This window comes from Curtobacterium sp. MCLR17_039, assembly GCF_003234745.1.
GTDB classification, from domain to species: Bacteria; Actinomycetota; Actinomycetes; order Actinomycetales; family Microbacteriaceae; genus Curtobacterium; species Curtobacterium flaccumfaciens.
In genome coordinates this window covers 45,740-67,423 of the sequence record NZ_QKTF01000010.1, presented here as the reverse complement: position 1 = coordinate 67,423, position 21,684 = coordinate 45,740, and the positions used below count along the sequence as shown (strand labels likewise).

The 21,684-nt window shown below is 72.6% G+C and carries 16 protein-coding genes; 7 read left to right on the top strand and 9 right to left on the bottom strand.

The features are described from left to right. The first annotated feature begins 53 nt into the window (after positions 1-53). From DEJ00_RS12800 to DEJ00_RS12785, 4 genes are all read left to right on the top strand, one after another. Entirely contained in the window at positions 54-1,211 is a 1,158-nt protein-coding gene (locus tag DEJ00_RS12800; RefSeq protein ID WP_035808774.1) for a Gfo/Idh/MocA family protein, read from the top strand. After that, positions 1,208-2,134, top strand: coding sequence for a sugar phosphate isomerase/epimerase (locus DEJ00_RS12795; protein WP_111057616.1), 927 nt, complete (start codon positions 1,208-1,210; stop codon positions 2,132-2,134). Before DEJ00_RS12800 ends, DEJ00_RS12795 begins: the two co-directional genes overlap by 4 nt. Positions 2,135-2,269: 135 nt before the next feature. After that, the gene (locus DEJ00_RS12790) at positions 2,270-4,084 is read left to right on the top strand and encodes a thiamine pyrophosphate-requiring protein (RefSeq protein ID WP_111057615.1); all 1,815 of its coding nucleotides are present in this window, start codon (positions 2,270-2,272) and stop codon (positions 4,082-4,084) included. A gap of 102 nt (positions 4,085-4,186) precedes the next feature. After that, positions 4,187-6,565: a bifunctional UDP-sugar hydrolase/5'-nucleotidase gene (locus DEJ00_RS12785; protein WP_111057614.1), complete on the top strand. Its 2,379-nt coding sequence runs from the start codon at positions 4,187-4,189 to the stop codon at positions 6,563-6,565. A 321-nt stretch (positions 6,566-6,886) separates the two neighbouring features. On the opposite strand, the gene efeB is transcribed toward DEJ00_RS12785, so the two are convergent. From efeB to efeU, 3 genes are read right to left on the bottom strand one after another with little or no spacing between them, the layout of a single operon-like run. Next, positions 6,887-8,173 (bottom strand): iron uptake transporter deferrochelatase/peroxidase subunit, encoded by a 1,287-nt coding sequence (efeB, locus tag DEJ00_RS12780; RefSeq protein WP_111057613.1) that lies wholly within the window; start codon positions 8,171-8,173, stop codon positions 6,887-6,889. Beyond that, the gene (gene efeO, locus DEJ00_RS12775) at positions 8,170-9,393 is read right to left on the bottom strand and encodes an iron uptake system protein EfeO (protein WP_027466119.1); all 1,224 of its coding nucleotides are present in this window, start codon (positions 9,391-9,393) and stop codon (positions 8,170-8,172) included. Before efeO ends, efeB begins: the two co-directional genes overlap by 4 nt. Next, complete coding sequence (efeU, locus tag DEJ00_RS12770; protein ID WP_111057612.1) at positions 9,380-10,990, bottom strand: iron uptake transporter permease EfeU; 1,611 nt, start codon at positions 10,988-10,990, stop codon at positions 9,380-9,382. Before efeU ends, efeO begins: the two co-directional genes overlap by 14 nt. A 69-nt stretch (positions 10,991-11,059) precedes the next feature. Between efeU and DEJ00_RS12765 the strand changes: the two genes are divergently transcribed. Together DEJ00_RS12765 and DEJ00_RS12760 are read left to right on the top strand one after the other, a co-directional pair. Beyond that, complete coding sequence (locus DEJ00_RS12765) at positions 11,060-11,821, top strand: trimeric intracellular cation channel family protein (RefSeq protein WP_027466118.1); 762 nt, start codon at positions 11,060-11,062, stop codon at positions 11,819-11,821. A 226-nt stretch (positions 11,822-12,047) separates the two neighbouring features. Further along, a complete protein-coding gene (locus DEJ00_RS12760) occupies positions 12,048-12,650 on the top strand; it encodes a TetR/AcrR family transcriptional regulator (RefSeq protein WP_111057611.1) in 603 nt (200 codons plus the stop codon). A 174-nt stretch (positions 12,651-12,824) separates the two neighbouring features. Here DEJ00_RS12760 and DEJ00_RS12755 read toward each other — a convergent pair whose 3' ends face one another. The 5 genes from DEJ00_RS12755 to DEJ00_RS12735 form a co-directional block, all read right to left on the bottom strand. Beyond that, a complete protein-coding gene (locus tag DEJ00_RS12755; protein WP_146247966.1) occupies positions 12,825-15,176 on the bottom strand; it encodes a DUF3488 and transglutaminase-like domain-containing protein in 2,352 nt (783 codons plus the stop codon). Positions 15,177-15,181: 5 nt separating this feature from the next. Then, positions 15,182-16,513: a DUF58 domain-containing protein gene (locus tag DEJ00_RS12750; protein WP_111057609.1), complete on the bottom strand. Its 1,332-nt coding sequence runs from the start codon at positions 16,511-16,513 to the stop codon at positions 15,182-15,184. Next, positions 16,513-17,517, bottom strand: a complete 1,005-nt coding sequence (locus tag DEJ00_RS12745) for a MoxR family ATPase (protein ID WP_071246894.1) — start codon at positions 17,515-17,517, stop codon at positions 16,513-16,515. The genes DEJ00_RS12750 and DEJ00_RS12745 overlap by 1 nt, the downstream gene beginning before the upstream one ends. Before the next feature lie 202 nt (positions 17,518-17,719). Next, positions 17,720-18,724, bottom strand: a complete 1,005-nt coding sequence (locus tag DEJ00_RS12740; protein WP_111057608.1) for a sugar phosphate isomerase/epimerase — start codon at positions 18,722-18,724, stop codon at positions 17,720-17,722. Beyond that, positions 18,721-19,974, bottom strand: a complete 1,254-nt coding sequence (locus DEJ00_RS12735; RefSeq protein ID WP_111057607.1) for a Gfo/Idh/MocA family protein — start codon at positions 19,972-19,974, stop codon at positions 18,721-18,723. Before DEJ00_RS12735 ends, DEJ00_RS12740 begins: the two co-directional genes overlap by 4 nt. Positions 19,975-20,090: 116 nt before the next feature. Between DEJ00_RS12735 and DEJ00_RS12730 the strand changes: the two genes are divergently transcribed. Continuing rightward, on the top strand, positions 20,091-21,095 hold the full coding sequence (locus DEJ00_RS12730) for a LacI family DNA-binding transcriptional regulator (RefSeq protein WP_111057606.1): 1,005 nt from the start codon (positions 20,091-20,093) through the stop codon (positions 21,093-21,095). A 78-nt stretch (positions 21,096-21,173) separates the two neighbouring features. Here the strand turns inward: DEJ00_RS12730 and DEJ00_RS12725 are convergent, their stop codons facing one another. After that, positions 21,174-21,623, bottom strand: a complete 450-nt coding sequence (locus DEJ00_RS12725) for a MarR family winged helix-turn-helix transcriptional regulator (protein WP_111057605.1) — start codon at positions 21,621-21,623, stop codon at positions 21,174-21,176. Positions 21,624-21,684 lie beyond the last annotated feature (61 nt).

The window sequence follows — 21,684 nt, the reverse complement described above, 5'->3', positions numbered from 1 at the left end:
CCCGGGGACGGCCGGGCCGCTACGGTGGTGTCAGTCCGGCGCGAGGGAGCACCATGAGCAGTGGGTACGAAGGGCGACGCCTCCGTGTCGCCGTGGTCGGGACGGGCATGATCGCCGGGGTCCACGCCCGGGCGGCCCGGGCCTCCGGTGCCGAGGTGCTCGGGGTGCTCGGCCGGAACGCCGCCCGGTCGGAGCAGGTGGCGGCGCAGCTCGACCTGCCCCGCGGTTACGCCTCCCTCGACGAGGTCATCGCCGACGCCCCCGACGTCGTGCACATCTGCACCCCGAACGACCAGCACCACCCGCAGGCGCTCGCGGTGATCGCGGCCGGCATCAACGTGGTGTGCGAGAAGCCCCTGGCGATCGACCCCGCGCAGGCCGCCGAGCTCGTCGCCGCCGCTGCCGAGGCCGGTGTCGTGGCCACGGTGCCGTTCGTGTACCGGTACCACCCGATGGTCCGCGAGATCCGGGCGCGCATCGCCGACGGGGAGCTCGGCCGACTGCTCGCGGTGCACGGCCACTACCTGCAGGACTGGATGCTCGACGAGGACGCCTCGAGCTGGCGGGTCGACCCGACCTCGAGCGGGCTGTCCCGCGCCTTCGCGGACATCGGCTCGCACTGGTGCGACCTGGTCGAGTTCGTGACGGGTGAGCGCTTCGCCTCGGTGTCCGCGGCGACCGACATCGTCTACCCGACCCGGCCGGCCGCGTCCGGTCCGTCGTTCTCCGGCTCCCCGGACCCGGACCCGGTGGCCGACGCGGCCGAACGCGCCGAGGTCACCACCGAGGACACCGCCGTCGCCACCTTCCGCACGGCCACGGGCCGCATCGGCAACGTCGTGATCTCGCAGGTCGCCTCGGGCCGCAAGAACCGCCTGTGGTTCGAGGTCGACGGCACCCGCGGCAGCGCGGCCTTCGACCAGGAGCAGCCCGAGTCGGCCTGGTTCGGCAACGAGCGCGGCGCGCAGATCGTGGTCCGAGACCCGTCGCAGGGGTACCCGGACCAGCGCCGGCTGGCGATCGTGCCGGCCGGGCACCCGCAGGGGTACCTCGACGCCTTCGCCGCCTTCGTCGCCGACACCTACACCGCGGTCCGCACCGGGGTGGCCCCCGACGGGTTGCCAACCTTCGCGGACGGCGCCCGCTCCGCCGACATCATCGAGGCCGTGATCGGCAGCGCGGCCGAGACGACCTGGCGGGAGATCCGGTGAAGCTCGGCATGCTGACCGCCTGCCTGCCCGGCTGGTCGCTCGACCGGATCGCCGGGTTCGCCCAGCAGCAGGGCTACGAGCGGCTCGAGGTCGCCGTCTGGCCGGGCGCCGGCGGCCGTGACTTCGAGGCGGCGCACCTGCCGGTCGCCACGTTCACCGACGAGGACGCCCTGGCCACCCGCGACCTGCTCGACCGCACCGGGCTCGAGATCTCCGCGCTCGCCTACTACGAGAACAACCTGCACCGGGACCCGGAGCACCGTGCCGCGGTGCGGACCCACCTCGAGCACGCGATCGACACCGCGCAGACGCTCGGCATCCCGTACGTCGGCACCTTCATCGGGCGCGACACCACGAAGTCCGTCCGCGAGAACATGGCCGAGGGGAATCGGGTCCTGCCCGAGCTCGTCGACTACGCCGGCGAGCGCGGTGTGCGGCTGGTCATCGAGAACTGCGTGATGGAGGGCTGGCACCCGGACGGGTACCCCGGCAACCTCGCGTACTCCCCCGAGCTCTGGGGCTGGGTGACCGGTCTGGGCTTCGGGCTGAACTGGGACCCGTCGCACCTGACGTGGATCGGCATCGACCCGGTCGAGACGATCCTGCCGTTCGCCGAGCACATCGTGCACGCCCAGGCGAAGGACCTCGAGCTCTTCCCCGAGCGGCGCAACGAGTACGGGTTCTTCGGCAAGGTCGACAAGGGCGACGACCCGTGGGACATGGGTTGGTGGCGGTTCCGCGTGCCGGGCCGCGGTGTCGTGGACTGGCCGCGCGTCGTCGACCGCCTCTACGAGGCCGGCTTCGACGGCACGCTGAGCGTCGAGCACGAGGACCCGCTCTGGGGCGGCACCGACGACCGGGTGCTCGAGGGGCTGCGCATCGCGCACCGCACGCTGCGTCCGCTGATCGCGCAGGAGCCGTAGGCGACACCGAGCACCAGCCAGCACAGGCGCCCTGGTCTGGAGGCCCGGATCACGTGACCGACGTCGGTCACGTGATCCGCGCCTCCAGTCCGGTGCCTGTGAACGGACCCGTACGCGCCCGCGCACGCTGGTGCCATGAGCACGACCGTGAGCGACTTCGTCATCGACCGCATCAAGGCGTGGGGGGTCTCCCGCGTGTTCGGGTACCCCGGCGACGGGATCGGCGCCTTCGACGGCGCGCTCGGCAAGGCGGCGTCGACGGGCGACGGCCTGGAGTACGTCCGCCCCACGCACGAGGAGATCGCGGCGCTGATGGCGACCGCACACGCGAAGTTCACCGGCGAGGTCGGGGTCTGCGTCGCGACGTCGAGTCCCGGCGCCTTCCACCTGCTGAACGGGCTGTACGACGCGCAGATGGACAACCAGCCGGTGGTGGCGATCGTCGGCCAGCAGGGGCTCGCGGCGATGGGGTCGTTCACGCAGCAGGAGTCGAACCTGGAGCGCGTGTTCGCCGACGTCGCCTGCTACGTGCAGACGGTGGCCACGCCCGAGGCCGTCGGCGTGGTGCTCGACACCGCGTTCCGCACTGCGTCGCTGCGCAAGCAGCCGGCCGTCGTCGTGCTGCCCCACGACGTGCAGGCGATGAATTACGACGCACCGCCGCTGGAGCACTGGGCCTCGCGGTCGAGCGACGTCCCCGCGTCCACCCGGATCACGCCGCCCGCCGACGAGGTCCGGAAGATGGCGGAGATCATCAACGCCGGGTCGAAGGTGACGTTCCTGGTCGGTGCGGGCGCGCGCGGTGCGACGGCCCAGGTGCTCGCCGCCGCCGAGAAGGCGGGCGCGGGGATCATCACCGCGCTCCGTGGCAAGGACGTGATCCCGTCCGACGTGCCGTACCACTCGCAGCAGCTCGGGCTGCTCGGGTCGCTGCCGTCGCTGCACCAGATCCGCGACTGCGACACCCTCGTGCTGCTCGGCACGAACTACCCGTACGGCGAGTACATGCCGAAGTCGGGGCAGGCCCGGGGCATCCAGGTCGACATCAAGCCGGAGCAGCTCGGCCTGCGGTACCCGACCGAGCTGAACCTGTGGGGCGACGTCGGCTCGACCCTCGACGCCGTGCTCCCGCTGCTCGAGCAGAAGACCGACAGGTCCTTCCAGCGGACAGTCGCCCACGAGATGCGCGAGTGGGAGTCGGAGATGCGTGCGCAGTCCGAGGTCGCCTACGACGACGGGGTGAACCCGCGCCGGGTGATCCAGGCCGTGAACGACCGGCTGCCCGACGGCGTCACGGTCACCGCGGACGCCGGCACGACCGCCGACTGGTACGGCCACCACGTCCGGCTGCGCGAGGGCATGCGCGGCGACATGTCCGGCAGGCTCGCGACGATGCTCGCGGCGATGCCGTACGCGGTGACGGCGAAGTTCGCGTTCCCGGACCGTCCGGCGGTGTGCACGATCGGCGACGGTGCTTTCCAGATGCTCGGCATGAACGAGCTGATCACCGTGAAGAAGTACCTGGCGGCCTGGCCGAACCAGCAGCTCGTCATCGTGGTCATGCACAACGACGACCTCGGCCAGGTGTCGTGGGAGATGCGCACCGAGGACGGCAACCCGATGTGGCGGGGCTCGCAGGACGTCGAGTCGATCGACTACGCCGGGTACGCGACGCTGCTCGGGTTCCAGGGCATCGCCGTGCACGAGGACTCCGAGGTCGAGGCCGCGGTCGATCGGGCGTTCGCCCACCAGGGGGTGACCCTCATCGACGCGTACGTCAGCCGGAGCGTCCCGCCGCTGCCCCCGCACATCACGAAGGAGTACGCGATCAACACGGCGAAGAGCCTGCTGAAGGGCGACCCGGTCGAGTTCGACGTGGTGAAGGATTCCGCCAAGGCGATGGCGACCGAGGTCACCGAGCGGGTGAAGGGCGCCCTCGGCCGCGACTGAACCGGGTCGGGCGGGCCCAGGGGGACGGCCGTGTGAACGTCGTGTGACGACTTGCGACGGGGTCTGGCGCGTCGCCTGTGCGTCTTCGTAGGTTCGACGGCGATGAACACTTCCCACACCACCGGAACCGCCGGTGCGACGACCCGACGACGCCTCGGCGCCGGCGCGGCCCTCGCCACCGCCGGGGTCCTGGTCGCACTCTCCGTCCCGTCCGCAGCCGTCGCCGCCGAGGGCGACACGACGATCGACATCATCGACGTCAACGACTTCCACGGTCGCATCGAGTCCGAGGGCACCGGTGCCGACAAGGCCGCCGGTGCCGCGAAGCTCGCCGGCGTCGTGCAGTCGTACCGCGAGGCCAACCCGAACACGATCTTCGCCAGCGTCGGCGACAACGTGGGCGCCTCGACCTTCACCTCGCTCATCCAGCAGGACTCCCCCACGATCGACGCCCTGAACGCCATGGACCTCGACGTCAGCGCGATCGGCAACCACGAGCTCGACAAGGGCCAGGACGACCTGCGGAACCGCATCGACGACCGCGCCGACTGGCCGTACGTCTCGGCGAACATCGTCAAGGCCGGCACCACCGACCCAGCGTTCACGCCGTACTCCATCGTGGAGAAGGGCGGCGTCAAGGTCGGCTTCATCGGCGCGACCACCGAGGACCTCATCCCCGGGCTCGTCAGCCCCGGCGGGGTCGAGGGCCTCGCGATGGCCCCGATCGTCAGCCAGGTCAACCGGTACGCCGTGCAGCTCACCGACGGCAGGGACGACAACGGCGAGGCCGACGTGCTCGTCCTGCTCGTGCACGAGGGCGCCACCACGAGCGCGCTCGCCGACGCCACCGGCACCGGTGCCTTCGGCAAGATCACCTCCGGCGTCTCGTCGAAGGTCTCGGCCATCGTCTCGGCGCACACCCACGCGACGTACAACCACTCCATCGCCGGCCCCGACGGCACGAAGCGTCCGGTGATCCAGGCCGGGTCCTACGGGGTGAACCTCGGACACCTGCGCCTCACCGTGGACGCGGACAAGCAGCTCACCGGCATCACGTCCTCGGTCACCTCCGTCAACGACGACAAGCGTGTCCCCGCCGACACCACCTCGGTCACCGAGGTGAGCGACATCGTGACCGCCGCGAAGGCCGTCGCCGACGTCAAGGGCGGCGAGAAGCTCGGCGAGATCACGGGTGACCTGCGTCGCGCCGTGCAGTCCGACCGCAAGGCCGAGAACCGCGGTGGCGAGTCCGTCCTGGGCAACTACATCGCCGAGGTCCAGCGCAGCGCGACCGCCCGCAACGGCTCGAAGATCGCCTTCATGAACCCGGGCGGCCTCCGCACCGACATGGTCTACGCGTCCAGCGGCGCCGGCGACCCCGACGGCACCGTCACCTACAAGGAGGCCGCGCTCGTCCAACCGTTCGCCAACACACTGGTGACGAAGGACATGACCGGCCAGCAGATCAAGAACGCCCTCGAGCAGCAGTGGCAGCCGGACGGCCTCGAGCGTCCGTTCCTGAAGCTCGGCGTCTCGGACGGCTTCGCGTACACCTACGACCCGTCGAAGGGCCGCGGCGAGCGCATCACCGGCATGACCCTCGGCGGCAAGCCGATCTCGCTGACCGACACCCTCAAGGTGACCGTCAACTCGTTCCTGTCGACCGGTGGCGACAACTTCGCCGCCTTCGCGACCGGCACGAACGTCGCAGACTCCGGCCAGGTCGACCTGCAGGCCCAGGTGGACTACTTCGTGGCGAACAAGAAGGTCACACCCCAGGTCGACCAGCGCGCCGTCGGCGTCACGGTCACGCCGACCCCGGCCGGTGGGTTCCAGCCCGGTGACGAGATCGAACTCGACCTGTCGTCGCTCGTGTTCAGCAGCGAGGACCCCGCGAAGGCCGGCACCGTCTCGGTCAGCGCGGACGGCAAGGAGCTGGCGTCGTCGGCGATCGACCCGACGATCACCGACAAGAACGACGAGCAGGGTCGCGCGACCCTGACCGTCACCGTCCCCGAGATCGAGGCCCCGGCGGCACGCGCCGCCGCCCGCACCACCGGCTCCGTCTCGCTCGCCGCGGTGGCCGAGCCCGTCGCCACGACGGACGCACCGCTCGTGGTCACCCTGCCCGGGCAGACCATCACCCTCGCCGTGACGATCCCGGTCGCCGCAGCGGTCGACCCGACCGACCCGACGGACCCCACCGACCCCACGGACCCGACGGACCCGGTCGACCTGACCCCGGGCACGGGCGGCGGGGTCACCCCCGGCCCCGGCGCGGGTGGCGCTGATGACGCCGGCATCGGTGGCGTCGGCGGGACCGACGACGACCCGCGCGCCGGTGGCGACCTCGCCTACACGGGTGCGGACCTGACCGCTCCGGCGATCGCGGCGGGCCTGCTCCTGCTCGCCGGGATCACGGCGCTCGTGGTCCTCCGCCGCAACCGCGCACGACGTGCCGCGACGGTCCTGACGGACTGACCCCGAGCCTGCGGGCACACACGCGAACGGGCCGTCTCACCCTGGTGAGGCGGCCCGTTCGCGTCGGTCAGGAGGCCCGGCACAGCTCCGGCGCACGCGTCGCGCGACCCGGCGGTCACGGTTGCTGTCCCATCCCGGTCGATCACTGCGGATCCGCGGATCCGCGGGGTACTCTCGGGGTTGTCGCACCGCGACGCGTCGTGCCGGGTCGCTTTCAGCAAGTCGACGGTGGTTCCGTTCGGCGAGACTCCGCGACGCGGGCGTCCTCCGCCTCCAGGGAAACGGCGGAGGGCGCCCACCCTGGCGTCTCAGCGACTCAGCTCATCGGAAGAGCTGCTCGCCGATGTACGACCCCTTGCGGGGTGCCGGCGGGACGGCGAACACCGCGGACCCGATGTGCGAGACGTACTCGTTCAGCCGGTCCGAGGCGCCGAGCTTCCGCTGCAGCCGCGTGAAGTGGTCCGGGTCGTTCACGTAGGCGATGAACAGCAGCCCGGCGTCGAGCTGGCCGTACTCGTTGAGCCCGTCGGTGTAGTTGTACGGCCGCCGCAGGATCTTCACGCCGCCGTTCGCCTCGTGCGCTGCGAGGGCGATGTGCGACGTCGCGTCGATCTTCGTCGCACCGTCGTCGTCCTTCGCGTGGAAGTCCGGCGTGGTGTGCTCCTGTCCGCCGGAGAGCGGTGCGCCCTGGATCTTCGTCCGCCCGAACACCCGCTGCTGGTCGCTGACGACGTCGGCGTCCCAGGTCTCGATGTTCATCCGGATCTTCCGCACCACCTGGTAGCTGCCGCCGGCCATCCACCCGGCGTCGCGGTCGAGCCAGACGAACCGGTCGTGGTCGGCGTCGGTGGTGATGTTCCGCGTGCCGTCCTTGAACCCCATCAGGTTGCGGGGCGTGCTCTGGTGCGGTCCCGCCGATGCCCGGCCGAAGCCGAGCACGGTCCAGCGGACGGTCGCGGTGCCGCGGGCCATCCGTGCCAGGTCGCGCACCGCGTGGTACGCCACCTGGGGGTCGTCGGCGCAGGCCTGCAGGGACAGGTCGCCGCCGGTCAGCCCCGGCTGCAGGTTGTCGCTCGGCAGCGTCGGGATGTCGGCGAGCGACGCCGGGCGCCGGTCGGCCAGCCCGAAGCGCTCGTCGAAGACGCCGGGTCCCAGGCCGACCGTGACGGTGAGGGACGCGGGCCCGAGGTCGAGCGCCTCGCCGGTGTCGGCGCCGACTCCGTTGCCGTGCGCCGGTTCGACGCTGCCGACGGTCTTGCCGGCCTGCAGCTGGGCGATCGCGGCCGACCAGCGGGCGAGGAGCACCTGCAGGTCGGTCGTGACGGTGGTCGACAGGTCGAACGTCATGTAGACGCAGTACCGCTGCGGGGTGGTGCGGATCCCGCCCTGCGGCTGCCGTGCCGCGGTGGCGTAGAACGGCTGGCTCTGCGACAGGTCGATCGACTCGTCACCGTTCGTCGCCGCCGTGAACGGGTTCACGCCGGTCGCCGCGGTGGCGCCGCCGATCCCCGCTGCCGCGCCGACCCCGGCACCGGCCACGGCCAGGCCGGCGCCGAACAGCCCGCGGCGGGAGACGTTCGCCCGGGGTGCCTCGTCCGGCTCGGTCACGCGGTCGCGACCTTCTCGGCCAGGCGGGACAGCGGGTCCTGGAGCGCCTGGATCTGCTGCGAGATCGTGTTCGCGTCGGACTTCTTGGTGGCGGCGTCCCAGCTGGCGAAGCCGCCCAGGTCGTCGGCGTCGCGGTAGCCGTCCATCAGCGTGTTCGTGGCGTCGAACTGCTTCGCGATCTGCTTCGTCAGGGTCGGGTCGAGCTTGGTCAGCCCCGGCTTGAGGTACGCGAAGGCCTGACGGGCACCCTCGACGTTGGCCGCGAGGTCGACGAGGTCGATGTGGCTGTACGCCTCTTCCTCGCCGGTGATCTTGTTCGACTGCACCTCTTCGAGCAGGCCGGCGGCACCGTTCGCCAGGTCCTCCGGCTTGTAGTCCAGGGTCGGCACGAGCTTCGCGAGCAGCTGCACGTCCTCGGTCAGGTCCGCTGCGGTCTGCTTGGTCGACGCGGTGATCTTCCCGGCCTGGAACAGGTCCTTCTCGACGGCGTGGAACCCGCTCCAGCCGACGGCCGGGTCGAGGTTCGAGGCGCGCATGTCGATCAGGTAGTCGAGGTTGCCGGCGTTGTCGGTGGCCTTGAACCCCTTCTTGACGAAGCCGTCGACGTCGCTCTCCACGTGCTCGTAGAACGGACGGGCGTTCGCGTAGTCGGTCTTCGCCGCGTCGAGGTCGCCAGCGTCGATGTCCTTCTGCAGCTGCTGGACCGCGGCGACCATGTCGGTGACCTGGCCGTCGACGTAGGTCGCGTAGCCCTTCGTCCCGTCGCGGAGCAGGGTCGAGGCGCTGCTGTTCGCGGTCGACGCGGCCTTGCCGGTGACGGTGAAGTCCGTCAGCTCGGTCTCGGCGCCGGGGCAGTACACCTGGTACTTCCCGCCGGTCAGCGTGGCGGTGAAGCGGACGGCGTCGAGGCCGGGCGCCAGGTTCTCCTTCTCGCCGAGGATCCGCTGGTCCTGCAGCAGCTCGACCTCGGTGATCGCGGTCGACGACTCGTTCTTCACCGTGAAGGTGACGGGGCCCGCGGGGACCTTCGTCGAGGACACCGCACAGGCGTCCTGCCCGTCGTTGGTGAGCGTGATGGTGACGCGGGAGACCTTCGCGTCGCCGGAGCCGGAGCCGCCGGCCTCGGCGGACCCACCGGCGCAACCGGTGAGTGCGAGGGCGGTGACGGCGCCGAGGGCGCCCAGGGTGATCAGGGGTCGGACGGGCTTACCGAAGGACATGGTCGGTGCTCCTTGCAGGGTCCGCGGCCGGAGGGCCACGAGCGGGGACGGGTTCGGGGGTGGGGACGGTGGGGAGTCGCCGGCGACGGCGGTCACGGAGGGCCAGCAGCGCCTGCACGGCGGCCGCGGCGCCGAGGGCGATCGGCAGCCAGGCCTTCCAGAGCAGCAGGTCGGCTGATCGCGAGTCCGCTGCGGCCACCGAGGCGGCCGACCGCTCGACGCGGGCGTCGGGGACGGACCAGACGGTGCGGTCCAGGGTCGTGGTGCGCGCGGACGGGAGGCCCCCACCGCTCAGCGTCAGCACCTCGCGTTCGTCGCGGGTCGCGTCCAGGACCCCACCGCGGACCGTCCACAGGGTCACCGTGTCGCGCACGGCCCAGCGGGCCGCGAACGGACCGGGGTTCGTCGACGGGGAGACCCCGACGGGCAGGCGGCCGAACAGGGTGACGAGGTCGTCCAGGGTCAGCGTCGACGGACGGTCGGCACCGCTCCCCTGCCCACCGGCCCCGTCCTGCACGACGCGCCACCGGTCGGCGGTCACGCCCGCGCGGGTGACGCGGCGGTGGGCCGACGTCGGCAGGGCGAGTCGGGCCTCCTGGCCGGTTCCGGTGCCAGCCACCCGCAGGACACCGGACGCACCGTCGACGCTGGCGGAGACGGAGCTGGCGTCACCGCTGACCGCGGTCGTGCGGGGCAGGTCGACCCCGCCCGTCGGCACGGCGATCGCGAGCGCCGCTGCGGCCACGGCGAGAGCACCGGCGACGACGGCGCGCACCCGGGGCACGCGGTCCGGCGACGGACGCCAGGCGCGCGGCCAGAGGGTCAGGGCCAGCACCGGGACGACGTAGAGGAACCAGCCGAGCACCTCGATGACCCGCGGGTCCGGCGGGATGCCGAGCACGCCGGTGACCAGGGCGCCCTGCACCGAACCGTTCGGGGCGAGCCACGACAGGTCGACGGTGCGCTGCTGGCCGATGACGATCCAGCCGGCCTCGTGCGCGCGGCGGAGGACGGTCAGCACCAGGCCGCCGGCGACGAAGACCAGGAAGACCCCGGTGCCGGTGAAGAACCGCGACAGGTTGAGGCGGACGCCACCGGTGTAGATGCCGAAGCCGACGACGACCGCGGCCGCGATGCCGATCACGGCACCCAGGGCGGCGAGGCCGGTGTCCGACGACGCCTGGAACGTGGCGAGGAGGAACACCGAGGTCTCGAAGCCCTCCTTCAGGACGGCGAGGAACGCCATGCCGGCGAGTGCCCAGGCGGTGCCCCGGCCGAGCGCCGCGGTGGCACTGGCCTCGAGGTCGGCCGTCAGGGTGCGCGCGTGCGTGCGCATCCAGACGATCATGCCCGTGACGAAGACGACGGCGACGATGCCGATGACCGCTTCCATGCCCTCCTGCTGGGCCTGCGGCAGCGCCTGCTCGACGGCCTGCAGCCCGAAGCCGACGGCGATGCTGAGCAGCACCGCGAGCCCGACGCCCGACCACATCGGGGTGAGCGGGACGCGGTTGCGACGCAGGAACGCGGCGATGATGCCGACGATGAGCGTGGCTTCGAGGCCTTCACGGAGACCGATGACGAGAGTGGCGAGCATGACGAAGGTGAGGCTAACCTAACCGCGGAACGGCCCGCCAGTCGTGCGACGTGATGTTTGATGGTTCTCATGAACCTGCTGTCCGTCGACGGCCTGGCGTCGGTCACGAACGTGCTCGACCTCGCCGGGGTCTTCGCGTCCGCCCTGCTCGGCGGCTCCATCGCCCGCGCGATGGACTTCGACCTGTTCGGGTTCCTGGTCGTCGGGTTCGTCTCCGGACTCGGCGGCGGGATGCTCCGCGACACCCTGCTGCAGAACGGACCACCCGTCGCGCTCGTCGACCCGCTCTACGTGCCGGTCGCCGTCGCCGGGGCGCTCATCGCGTTCCTCGTGTCGTTCTCCGAGGTGACGTGGGACCGGTTGTTCACCGTGCTCGACGCCGCCGTGATCGGTTTCTGGGCCGTGGTCGGCGTGCAGCGGACCTACGACGCCGGGCTCGAATGGCCGGCCGCGATCATCATGGGGACCATCACCGCGGTCGGCGGCGGGGCCATGCGCGACCTGCTGCTGCGGCGGGTGCCGGCGGTGTTCGGCGGGAACGCGCTGTACGCCACCGTGGCCGTCGCCGCGTCGGCCGTGATGGTGATCGCCTCGGCGCTCGGGTCGCCGTCGCTCGGCATCCTGCTCGCGATCACCCTGTCGCTCGGGCTCCGCTGGGGAGCGGTCCGCCGCGGCTGGGGGCTGCCGAACGGCCGTGAGTGGCAGCCGAAGTCGACCCTCGGTTCGCTGCTCCGGCGGGGTCGGAGCCTGCGACCTGACGCGCTCCGGTTGCTCCGGCGCCCGGGCCGTCGGACCGGCGCCGGCAGTGTCCGAGAAGAGCACGAGGACTGAGGGGCTGTCCCCCGCGGCTCCGCGACGCTACGATCAGTACCGCCGGGTATCGTCCTGGCAGTTCTACCGGGGATGATCCCGGTGAACGCTGTCCGCACAGCACCGACGCGACCCGAACGCGCCGGTTCCGAGCAGACGTGGGGATGGGGGCTTCGCTGATGCCGCGCGGGATCAGACGCGCGGCGCGGCAGGTCTCCCCACCACGGCACGGCCGAAACAGGAACCGATGAGCGACGACGCCTCCCCCACCCCGCGCATCCCGCGGGCCGAGGTCCGAGAACGCCTGCTCGCCGCCGGTGCCGAGGTCTTCGCCGAACAGGGCGTCTACGGGGCGCGACTCGACGACGTCGCAGCGCGCGCGGGGTTCAGCAAGGGTGCGGTCTACTCGAACTTCTCGTCCAAGGAAGACCTGCTCGCACAGGTCATGCAGCGGTCCACGAACGTCGTGCTCGGCTCACTGCAGGAGCTCGTGCACGCCGACATCGCCGCCGTCGACGTCGGGGACGTCCTGCGCGCTGCGTTCGGCCAGCACGACCAGAGCGAGCAGTTCGCGCTGCTCTCGGCGTTCCGCGGGTACGCCGTGCGCCACCCGGAGTTCCTGCCCGAGTTCATCCGGCAGCGCCGGGTCCTGCAGGACGGGGTGCTCGAGTTGGTGCGGCTGTGGCTCGGTGCCCACCCCGAGGTCGACGTCGGCATGACCCCGGAGGAGTTCGCGACCGTGCTCATCGGGGCGAACGTCGGCCTGGTGTTCGACGCGCCGGCGCTGCCCGGGGTCGACCCCGGCGAGCTCGTCGCGACGCTGGTCGAGGCGGTCGTCCGCCGGCGCTGACGCGCGGCGCGGCGCGCTCGAACGGTGCCGCGGCCGCGCCGCTCGAACGGTGCGAGGTTCCGTAGTCCGTGCGGGGCCGCGCCGGTCGCACGGAGTACGGAACCTCGCACCACTCGGCGCACCCCTCGCACGGTGCGAGGCTCGCACGGTGCGAGGCACGCGCAAGCGCCCGCGTCAGGCCGTGCGACGATCGCGACGCCGGGGCTTCGGCCCGTCGTGGGACCAGGCGGACGACGGCAGCAGGCTCGGCGGCAGCAGGCGCGACCGCACGACGCGCAGGGCGGGCACCGACGCGTCGAGTGCGGCTCGAGCTTCGCGGACGTGCCGCTCCAACGCCGAAGTGTCCACCGATGCGACCCCGTCGGCGGCGAAGCGCTCCCGATCGACCGCGTCGACCGTGGCCTCGAGGTGGGGCACGACCGAGGCCGGCAACCCGGGCCGTAGTCGTCCGAGCACGGCTCGGGCGGTCCGGGCCACGGCGGCGGCATCACCCGGCGGCGCGATGCCCGGGGCGTACCCGTGGTCGGCGACATCGTCGAGCAACTCCCGCCAGGCCTGCACGGCGGGCGACCGGCCGGCGGCGATCGCCGACAGCCTCGACCGGCGGCGGACAGCGCGCACGAGGCCCGGGGCGACGAGGACCGCGAGCACGAGCAGCAGCCCCACGAGCAGTCCGACGGGGCCACCTGCGTCGCCGGAGCCGGACGCACCCGCGGCACCCGGCGCCGGGGAGGCCGACGGGGTCGGTGACGCGGAATCCTGCGCCGGGGTGGTCTGCTCGGGCGCCGGCAGCGGGGTCTCCGGTGCCGCCGCGGTCGGCGAGGCCGAGGGCTCCTCGGACGGCGCGGCCTCGTCGGAGTCGGGCGTCGGCTCGAAGGCGACCCACCCGGCGCCCTGGATGTACAGCTCGGGCCAGGAGTGCAGCTGCCGGTTCGACACCGCGTACTCGCCGTCGGGCTGCGGCGACCCGGCCCGGTACCCGACCGCGATGCGCGAGGGGATGCCGAGCGTGCGGGCCATCACGGCCATCGCGGACGAGAAGTGCACGCAGTACCCGTCGCGGACCCGCAGGAACGTCGAGACGACGTCCATGCTGTCGCCGTCGTACCCCTGCTCGACGGGGGCGGTCTCGGAGTACGTGAACAGGTCGCTGCGGAACCACTGCTCGAGTGCCCGCGCACGCCCGTAGTCGTCGGTCGCGGCTGCGGCGACCCGGGTCGCGGTGGTCGAGATGTTCGCCGGCAGGTCGTCGGGCAGGGCGAGGTCGGTGCGCAGCTGCTGGCGGCTGGGCTCCCGGAAGCCACGGCCGTCGGAGCGGGCGAGCACCCCCGAAGCGGCGACCGCGTCGAGGTAGTCGTTGGCGAAGGTCGAGGCCCCGTAGACCTCGTACATCGCACCGCGGGCGGTCGCGGCTCCGGTCGACCGGACGGTGCTCGAGTTCCCCATCCACCGCCACTGCGACAGGTCGAGGTTGGTGGACTGCGACTCGATCGACACCGCGCCCGACGGCACCGGCAGGTAGGTGCTGGACAGCCCGGTGATCCGGACGGTCACGTCGCCGCGGCTCGCGAGGCGCGGGTTGACGCCCTCGGCCCACTGCTGCTCGTCGGCCGTGTCGGCCTCGGCCGCGTTCGTCACGGTCGGTACCCAGTCCCCCGTGCCGAACTCGTCCAGGTCGGCGAGCTTGAGGTACTCGGGCTGCCCGTCCGACGAGCGGTAGCGGAACACCTCGAGCTCGCTCGGGCGGCGCAGGTCGTTGCCGAGTTCGAGCAGGGTGCCGGGCCGTCCGGGCTGGATCGGCGACTGGATCGCACCGGTCACGCCGGACAACCAGCTGGCGTTGAGCGGCACGATCGTCGGCAGCCCGATGGCCACGACGAGCCCGATCGCCCCGACCACGGCGGCCGGCAGTGCGCGCTGCACGGGGCGGACGGACAGCCAGAGCAGGGCGAGGAACGCCACCGCCGTGGTGATCACGAGCGGGGTGCCGGCGGGCTGCCCGGTGATGACACCCGGAACGATCAGGATGACGAGGGCCGGGGCGGCGGCGAGCGACGGGATCCGCGCGATGGCGGCGAGGAACAGCGAGACCGCCGCGACCCAGCCGATCGACGCGGTGACCACGAGCCGGATCGCGTCGGTCTGCGGCAGCGGTGCAGGGTTCAGGCGGATCGCGGCGAGCGTCTCCCCGAGGGCCCCGTCCGCGTCGAGCCACCCGAGCGGTTGGATGTCGTTGACCAGGGCGGCGGCGCACGAGCAGGCGATGACCGTGCCGACCAGGACGACGAAGCGGATACCGGGCGTCTGGCGGCGCACCGCGAGCATCACGGCGACGAGCACGGCGACGACGACGACGCCCGATGCCCACCAGGCGATGCCCTGCACGAGCGGCCGGATGGCGAGTGCGGCGAGGAGCACGGGCACCGGCGCGAGGGCCACGACCCAGGCGCTCGGGACGTCACGCAGGTCGTCGTCGCGCTCGAGGATCTCGCGCACGTCGGCACGGCCACGCGCGGGTGCGCTCACCCCGGTCACCGTGCGGCTCCGGACGGCGTCGCGCCGACGACCGGCACCACGAGGGTCCGCCAGCCGCCACGGTCGAGGATGCCCCGCACGGCCGGGTCCGGCGGCACGATCGTCGCCAGGATGCCGCGGCTCGACCCGCTGGTCGCGCTGACGAGCTCGGCGGCTTCGTCCGCGGTGCAGGTGCCGGTCACGACGGCGGTCATGCCGTGCACGTCGCGGCCACGGACCTCGGGCAGGACGTCGGTCACCTGTCGCGCGTCGGAGCGGAGCCGGACGTCGGCGAGCCCGACGAGCACGTCGGTGAGCCCGCCGACGTCGCCCGCGTGCCGGGTCGCGCCTTCGGGACCGTCGAACACGAGCACGACGCGGGAGGTCCGGGCGGCGAGCGCCCGGGCGACACTGGCGGCCACCACGACGGCGTGCTCGAAGGCCTGGTCGCCGCCCAGGTCGGAGAGCTCGGCGAGGTCCTCGCGACCGAGCCGCTGGTAGGACTCGCGCCGGACGTCGAGGGCGATCACGGCCTCGGGCGGCTGGGCCTGGGTGGTCTGGCGGACGTGGAGTTCACCGCGCCGTGCACTCTGGGCCCAGTGCACCCGGCGGATCGGGTCGCCCGGTCGGTACGGGCGGAGTTCGCTGTCGTCGGCGGAACCACCCTGTCCGACCCGGCCCTCGTCGGCCGAGACCGCACCGGCGAGCGCGCCGGCGTCGATCGCCCCGAGGGGTGCCGAGGCCGGGACGACGACGACCTCTTCAGCAGCGACGACGGGACGGTCGATCCGGAGCAGGCCGAACGGGTCCTCCACCCGGATCGTCACCGGCCCGACGAGCGTCCGGCCGCGGTGCATCGCGAGCGCCTCGACGTCGAGCACGGCCGGCGGCAGGTTCGGCCCGACCTCGGCGTAGGTCTCCGCCTCGGCCAGGCTGGCGAAGGCGTCCTCGAGCTGTTCGCGCACGAGCAGCGTCGCCCTCGGGCCGATCCGCAGACTGGTGCTGCCGAGGGTGATGCGTTCCCGGTAGACCTCGCCCACCTGGACGATCGCCCGAGCGGTGCTGCGGCTGCCGCGGAGCGGGGTGGCGACGACGAACGCCATCGCGATGCCGAGCACGACGAGCACGAGCAGTAGCAGGCCGGCCGTGACGGCGACGCTCGTGGTGCCGACCAGGCCGCCGCCGACCAGGCCGATGCCGACGGCGATGACCGTCCAGCCCCGGATCGTCGGGCGCGGGAACGGGGTGCGGCGTGCCAGTGACAGCCCGCGGCGGCCGAACCGTGCCGCCGTGGACCGCGCGGCACCGACGCGTCGCAGCAGCGACGGCGGTGCCGATGGACTGGCCATCAGGAGCGGACGGGGGTGGCCGTGAACGGGATGGCGGTGTCGGAGACGATGCGGACGACGATCTCGCGCACGGTGTCCTCGCCGGTGCCGCCGAGCCCACGGGCGACCGGCACGAGCCGGTGGGCGAGCACGATCGGGGCGAGCGTCGCGACGTCGTCGGGGGTGACGAACGGGCGGCCGAGCAGTGCGGCGTGCGCACGGGCCGCCTGCGCCAGGTGCAGCGTCGCTCGGGGACTCGCACCGAGCACGAGGTCGGGGTGGGTGCGCGTCGACCGGACGATCGCGATGATGTACGCCTCGACGTCGGGGGCGATGTGCACCCCGGCGACGGTCTGGATGATCGCCCGAAGCGTGCCGACGTCGACGATCGGCCGCAGGCGCGACAGCGGGTCGCTGCCGCCACGGTTCGCGAGCATCTGCCGTTCGGCGTCCACGCTCGGGTAGCCCATCGCGATGCGCGCCATGAAGCGGTCCCGCTGCGCCTCGGGCAGCGGGTACGTACCCTCCATGTCGATCGGGTTCTGCGTCGCGACGATCATGAACGGCCGGTCGAGCGGGCGCGTGACACCGTCGACGGTGACCTGCGACTCCGCCATCGCCTCGAGCAGGGCCGACTGGGTCTTCGGGCTGGTGCGGTTGATCTCGTCGCCGATGACCACGTTCGCGAACACCGGGCCGGGCGAGAACCGGAAGGTGCCGGACGACTGGTCGAAGATGTTCACGCCCGTGACGTCGGACGGCAGCATGTCCGAGGTGAACTGGATGCGGTTCACCGACCCGCCGACCGAGGCACCGAGCGCCTTCGCGAGCACGGTCTTGCCGACGCCGGGGACGTCCTCGACGAGCAGGTGTCCCTCGGCGAGCATCACCGTCAGGGCCGTGCGGATGGCTTCCGCCTTGCCGTCGATCACCGTGGCGACGGAGGCCACGATGTCGTCGCCCACCGCCCGCACGTGTTCGAGCGGGAAGGCGGGGTCGGTCGGGTCCGGCACGCAGGGCTCCATCGTCGGGGACAGGTGTCGTGCATGCTACATCGGGCCGGTGACAGCACCCGGTACGGGTGCACGGACTGGTCGTTCCGCGCACCGGTGGCCGATCCGCGCGTGGTGGGGCCGGGAGGCACGACCCACCACACGCCGATCCGTCACCCCGTGCGCGGAACGGCCCACGGGCCTCCAGGCAGGGACCGGGTCAGCTGACGGACGGTCAGGACCGGGGCGCCAGCGCCGCGTCCGCGGCGCGCAGCACGCGCGCGGCGACCGCGACCCCTTCTTCGCGCCCGAGCTCGGTGTCCTCGTGCTCGATGTTCACCCACATGTCCGGGTCGATCGCACGCAGGGCCTCGAGGAACGTCGTCCAGTACGCCTCGTCGTGCCCCTTGCCGAGCGCGACGAAGTCCCATGCCGACGGCTTCGGCCACTCGTTCGCCCACTCGTCGCCGCCGAGGTTCGTGCGCGACTCGTCCGGCGACAGCCGTCGGAACGAGTTGTCGAGCACCCCGTTGATCGCGGCGTGCGGGTTGATCCTGACGTCCTTGGCGGCGGCGTGAAACACGAGCGGACCGAGGTCGCGGGCGACCGCCACCGGGTCCATCTGCTGCCAGAACAGGTGCGAGGCGTCCAGCTCGACCCCCACATTGGTCAGCCCGCCGCGCTCGACGAGCTCCCGGATCGACGCCGGGTTGAACACGAGGTTCTGCGGGTGCAGCTCGAGCGCGACCTTGACGCCGTGCTCCCGGGCCAGGTCGTCGATCTCCTGCCAGAACGGCACCGCGACGCTCCACTGGTGCTCGAGGACGTCGAGCGCGGCCGAGTTCCAGGCGTTCACGATCCAGTTCGGCCGCGTCCCGCCCGGCTCCCCCGCCGGCAGTCCGGACATCGTGACGACGCGGTCCTGCCCGAGGCGGGCCGCGAGGCGGATGCTGCGCCGGACGTCCTCGGCGTGCGCGGGGCCGATCGCCGGGTCGGGGTGCAGCGGGTTGCCGTTGCAGTTGAGCCCGGCGATCTCGACGCCGGTCCCCGCGAACTGCGCGAGGAACGCGTCACGCGCCCCGTCGTCCTGCAGGATCGCGTCGATGTCGGGCACGTGCACCGGGGGCAGGAACCCGCCGGTGTTCAGCTCGATGCCGGTGAGGCCGTTGGCCGCGATGACCCGGAGTGCGTCGGCGAGGGGCCGGTCGTGCAGGATCGCGTTGTAGAGACCGAGCTTCATGCGCGGACCCCCTCGGCGGTCACGGCGTTGGCGGTCACTGCGTCGGCCTCCGCCACGTCGACGGATGCACCCCCGGCCGCTGCGGACCGTGCCACGGCGTCGAGGACCTCCATGTTGTGCACGCCGTCGTCGAACGTGGCGTTCGCGGGCAGGGCGTCGGGCACGGCGCCGGTCAGCCCGGCGATCTCGTCGAGGAACGCCCGCGCCTGGTACTCGAACATCTGGTTCTGCCCCCAGCCGACGCCCGGGGCGTCCATCGCCATGCCGCCCGCGACGTAGGGGTGGTCCGGGCCGAGCACGACCTGTCGGTACCCACCCGTGCGCGAGCCGTCGGACTGCAGCGCGAGGCCGATCTCGGAGGCGCGCTCCTGGTCCCAGCGGGCGGCGCCGCGCTCGCAGAACACCTCGATCACGAGGCCGTTCGGGTGCCCGGCCGCGACGCGCGAGGCCTCGAGCGACCCGACGACCGTGCCGTCACCGAACCGTGCGCTGAACGTGGCGTAGTCGTCGTTGCCGACGGCCGCGGTCTCACCGGTGAGCGGGACGGCCTGCCCCCGCAGGGCGTGTCCGGCGGCGACGGGGCGCTCGGTGATCGACGTGGTGAACGTCCCACCGCTGACGCTCCGGACCGGACCGGCCAGGAACTCGGCGACGTAGGACAGGTGCGAGCCGACGTCGGCGAGCGCGCCGGACCCCGGCTCCCCCGCGAAGCGCCACGAGAACGGGACGTCGGGCGAGGCGCCGTAGTCGGTCCAGTACCGGCCGGAGACGTGCAGGACCCGGCCGAGCGTGCCGTCCTCGACGAGCTCCCTGATGGCCGCGAGGCCGGGAGCCCGGCGGTAGGTGAACCCGATGCGGCCGAGCACCCCGCGCTGCGCGGCCTCGGCAGCGGCGGACGCCATCGCGCGTGCGTCGTCGAGCGAGTCGGACAGCGGCTTCTCGCACAGCACGTGCTTGCCGGCGGCGAGCAGCCCCTCGACGATCTCGCGGTGCAGGGTGTTCGCGACGACGACGCTCACCACGTCGATGTCGTCCGCCGCCGCGATGGCCCGCCAGTCGGTGTCGTGCCGCTCGTAGCCGAAGCGCCGTGCGGCCTCGGCGGCGAGGGGCTCGTAGACGTCCCCGACCGAGACGAGCCGGACCGGCGGCAGCGTCGCGGTGAAGAGGGAGGGTGCGTTCCGCCACGCAGCCATGTGGGCCTTGCCCGCCATGCCCGCGCCGATGACGGCGACGCCGATGCTGTCGCTCATGTTCTCTCCTTCGAGAAGGTCGCTGGATCCCGATTCTGGAACGTTCCAGAACGTGTCGGTAGACTGTAGCCGCACCAGCCCATGTCCTGTCAAGCACCGTGCCGGAAAGGCTCAGCGTGACCCCTCGCCCGCCGACGATCATCGACGTCGCCGCACGCGCGGGCGTCTCGAAGTCCCTGGTGTCGATGGTGCTGCGCGACGACCCCGGGGTCTCCCCGGCCCGCCGCTCCGCGGTGTTCGCCGCCGTCGCGGAGCTCGGTTACCGCCCGAACCGCGCCGCCGCCATCCTCGCCGGCACCCGGACCCGCACCATCGGGGTCATCGTCGACGACTTCCGGAACCCCTGGTACGTGCCGATGCTCGACGGCATCCGCGAGGCCCTCGCCCCGCACGGACTCCGCCTCACCCTGGCCGACACCCGGGCCAACGCCCACCTCGGCTCCTCGCCCTTCGACGACCTGGTCTCCCTGCGGGTCGACGGCGTGGTGCTCGCCGCCGAGGGCTTCCCCGACGTCGTCATCCCCGCCGACACCCCGGTCGTGATCGCCGGCGCGCGCGAGGACGTACCGGGCGGACTCGACGTGGTCGCCTCCGACGAAGCCGCCGGCGGGCGGTTGGCAGCGGATCACCTGATCGGCCTGGGTCACCGCCGCATCGCCCACGTCACCGGCTCGGGAGGCCCGGCTGCCGTCCGCCGCCAGGCCACCGTCGCGCAGCTGGCCGCGTCCGGCATCGAGCCGCTGGTGTACGGCTCCGGCCCGACCTCGGAGACGACCGGCTACGAGGGCATGCGGCTCGCACTCCGGGAGCACCCCGACCTGACCGCGGTGTTCGCCGCGAACGACGTCATGGCGATGGGCGCGATCGCCGCCGTGCAGGAAGCCGGACTCCGCGTGCCGCAGGACGTCTCGGTGATCGGCAACGACGAGACCCCGCTGGCCGCATCACCCCTGCTGCGCCTGACGACGGTCGACCCGCACAACGACGAGGTCGGGCGCCTGGCGGCTGCGCGGTTGGTCGAGCGGATCGGCGCGGTTGCGCGGACGCCGGCGGATCCCCTCCGGACACTCGTGCCGCCGACGCTCGTCGTGCGGTCGACGACGGGGCCGCCGCGCGCCTGAGTGGTGACCGCCCCGGGGCCGACGCCGGCGGGGCGGAGGTGCGCCGGGCCTCCAGGCCGGGTGCGAGGTGACCCGAGGTCAGACGCGCGCGCCCTCGAGCCGCTCGACGGACTCGGCCAGGTCGGCGAGTTCGGGGACCTCGTGCGCCTCGGCGAGGGCGCCCTCGAGCGCCGCGGCGTGGATCGGCGTCGCACGCTCGAGCAGGACCTGCCCGGCATGCGTGAGCTCCGTGTAGAGCCCGCGACGGTCGTCGGCGCACAGGACGCGGGTCAGCAGGGCGCGCTCCTCGAGCCGGTTCACCAGCCGGGTGGTCGCACTCGGGCTGAGGGCGGCCGCGCGGGCGAGCTGCTGCATGCGCATGTGGAAGCCGTCCTGGCGGCGCAGGGCATCGAGCACCGTGAACTCCACGACGGACAGGTCGACCTGCCGGAGGTCCCGCTCCAGGCGCGTCTCGATCAGGCCGTGCAGTGCCGCCAGGGTGCGCCAGCCGTGGGCGCGGACGGCGGTGGAGGTGTCGTCGACGGACATCGGGGCTCCTTCGGTCGGTGCAGACGGCAACAGTTGCTTGCGCGGATACCCCGCGTGTGCA

Excerpts from the sequence above, each read along its gene's own strand:
- DEJ00_RS12800 (WP_035808774.1), top strand. The coding sequence starts at position 54 with ATGAGCAGTGGGTACGAAGGGCGACGCCTCCGTGTCGCCGTGGTCGGG.
- DEJ00_RS12790 (WP_111057615.1), top strand. The coding sequence starts at position 2,270 with ATGAGCACGACCGTGAGCGACTTCGTCATCGACCGCATCAAGGCGTGG.
- DEJ00_RS12785 (WP_111057614.1), top strand. The coding sequence starts at position 4,187 with ATGAACACTTCCCACACCACCGGAACCGCCGGTGCGACGACCCGACGA.
- efeO (WP_027466119.1), bottom strand. The coding sequence starts at position 9,393 with ATGTCCTTCGGTAAGCCCGTCCGACCCCTGATCACCCTGGGCGCCCTC.
- efeU (WP_111057612.1), bottom strand. The coding sequence starts at position 10,990 with ATGCTCGCCACTCTCGTCATCGGTCTCCGTGAAGGCCTCGAAGCCACG.
- DEJ00_RS12765 (WP_027466118.1), top strand. The coding sequence starts at position 11,060 with ATGAACCTGCTGTCCGTCGACGGCCTGGCGTCGGTCACGAACGTGCTC.
- DEJ00_RS12760 (WP_111057611.1), top strand. The coding sequence starts at position 12,048 with ATGAGCGACGACGCCTCCCCCACCCCGCGCATCCCGCGGGCCGAGGTC.
- DEJ00_RS12750 (WP_111057609.1), bottom strand. The coding sequence starts at position 16,513 with ATGGCCAGTCCATCGGCACCGCCGTCGCTGCTGCGACGCGTCGGTGCC.
- DEJ00_RS12745 (WP_071246894.1), bottom strand. The coding sequence starts at position 17,517 with ATGGAGCCCTGCGTGCCGGACCCGACCGACCCCGCCTTCCCGCTCGAA.
- DEJ00_RS12740 (WP_111057608.1), bottom strand. The coding sequence starts at position 18,724 with ATGAAGCTCGGTCTCTACAACGCGATCCTGCACGACCGGCCCCTCGCC.
- DEJ00_RS12735 (WP_111057607.1), bottom strand. The coding sequence starts at position 19,974 with ATGAGCGACAGCATCGGCGTCGCCGTCATCGGCGCGGGCATGGCGGGC.
- DEJ00_RS12725 (WP_111057605.1), bottom strand. The coding sequence starts at position 21,623 with ATGTCCGTCGACGACACCTCCACCGCCGTCCGCGCCCACGGCTGGCGC.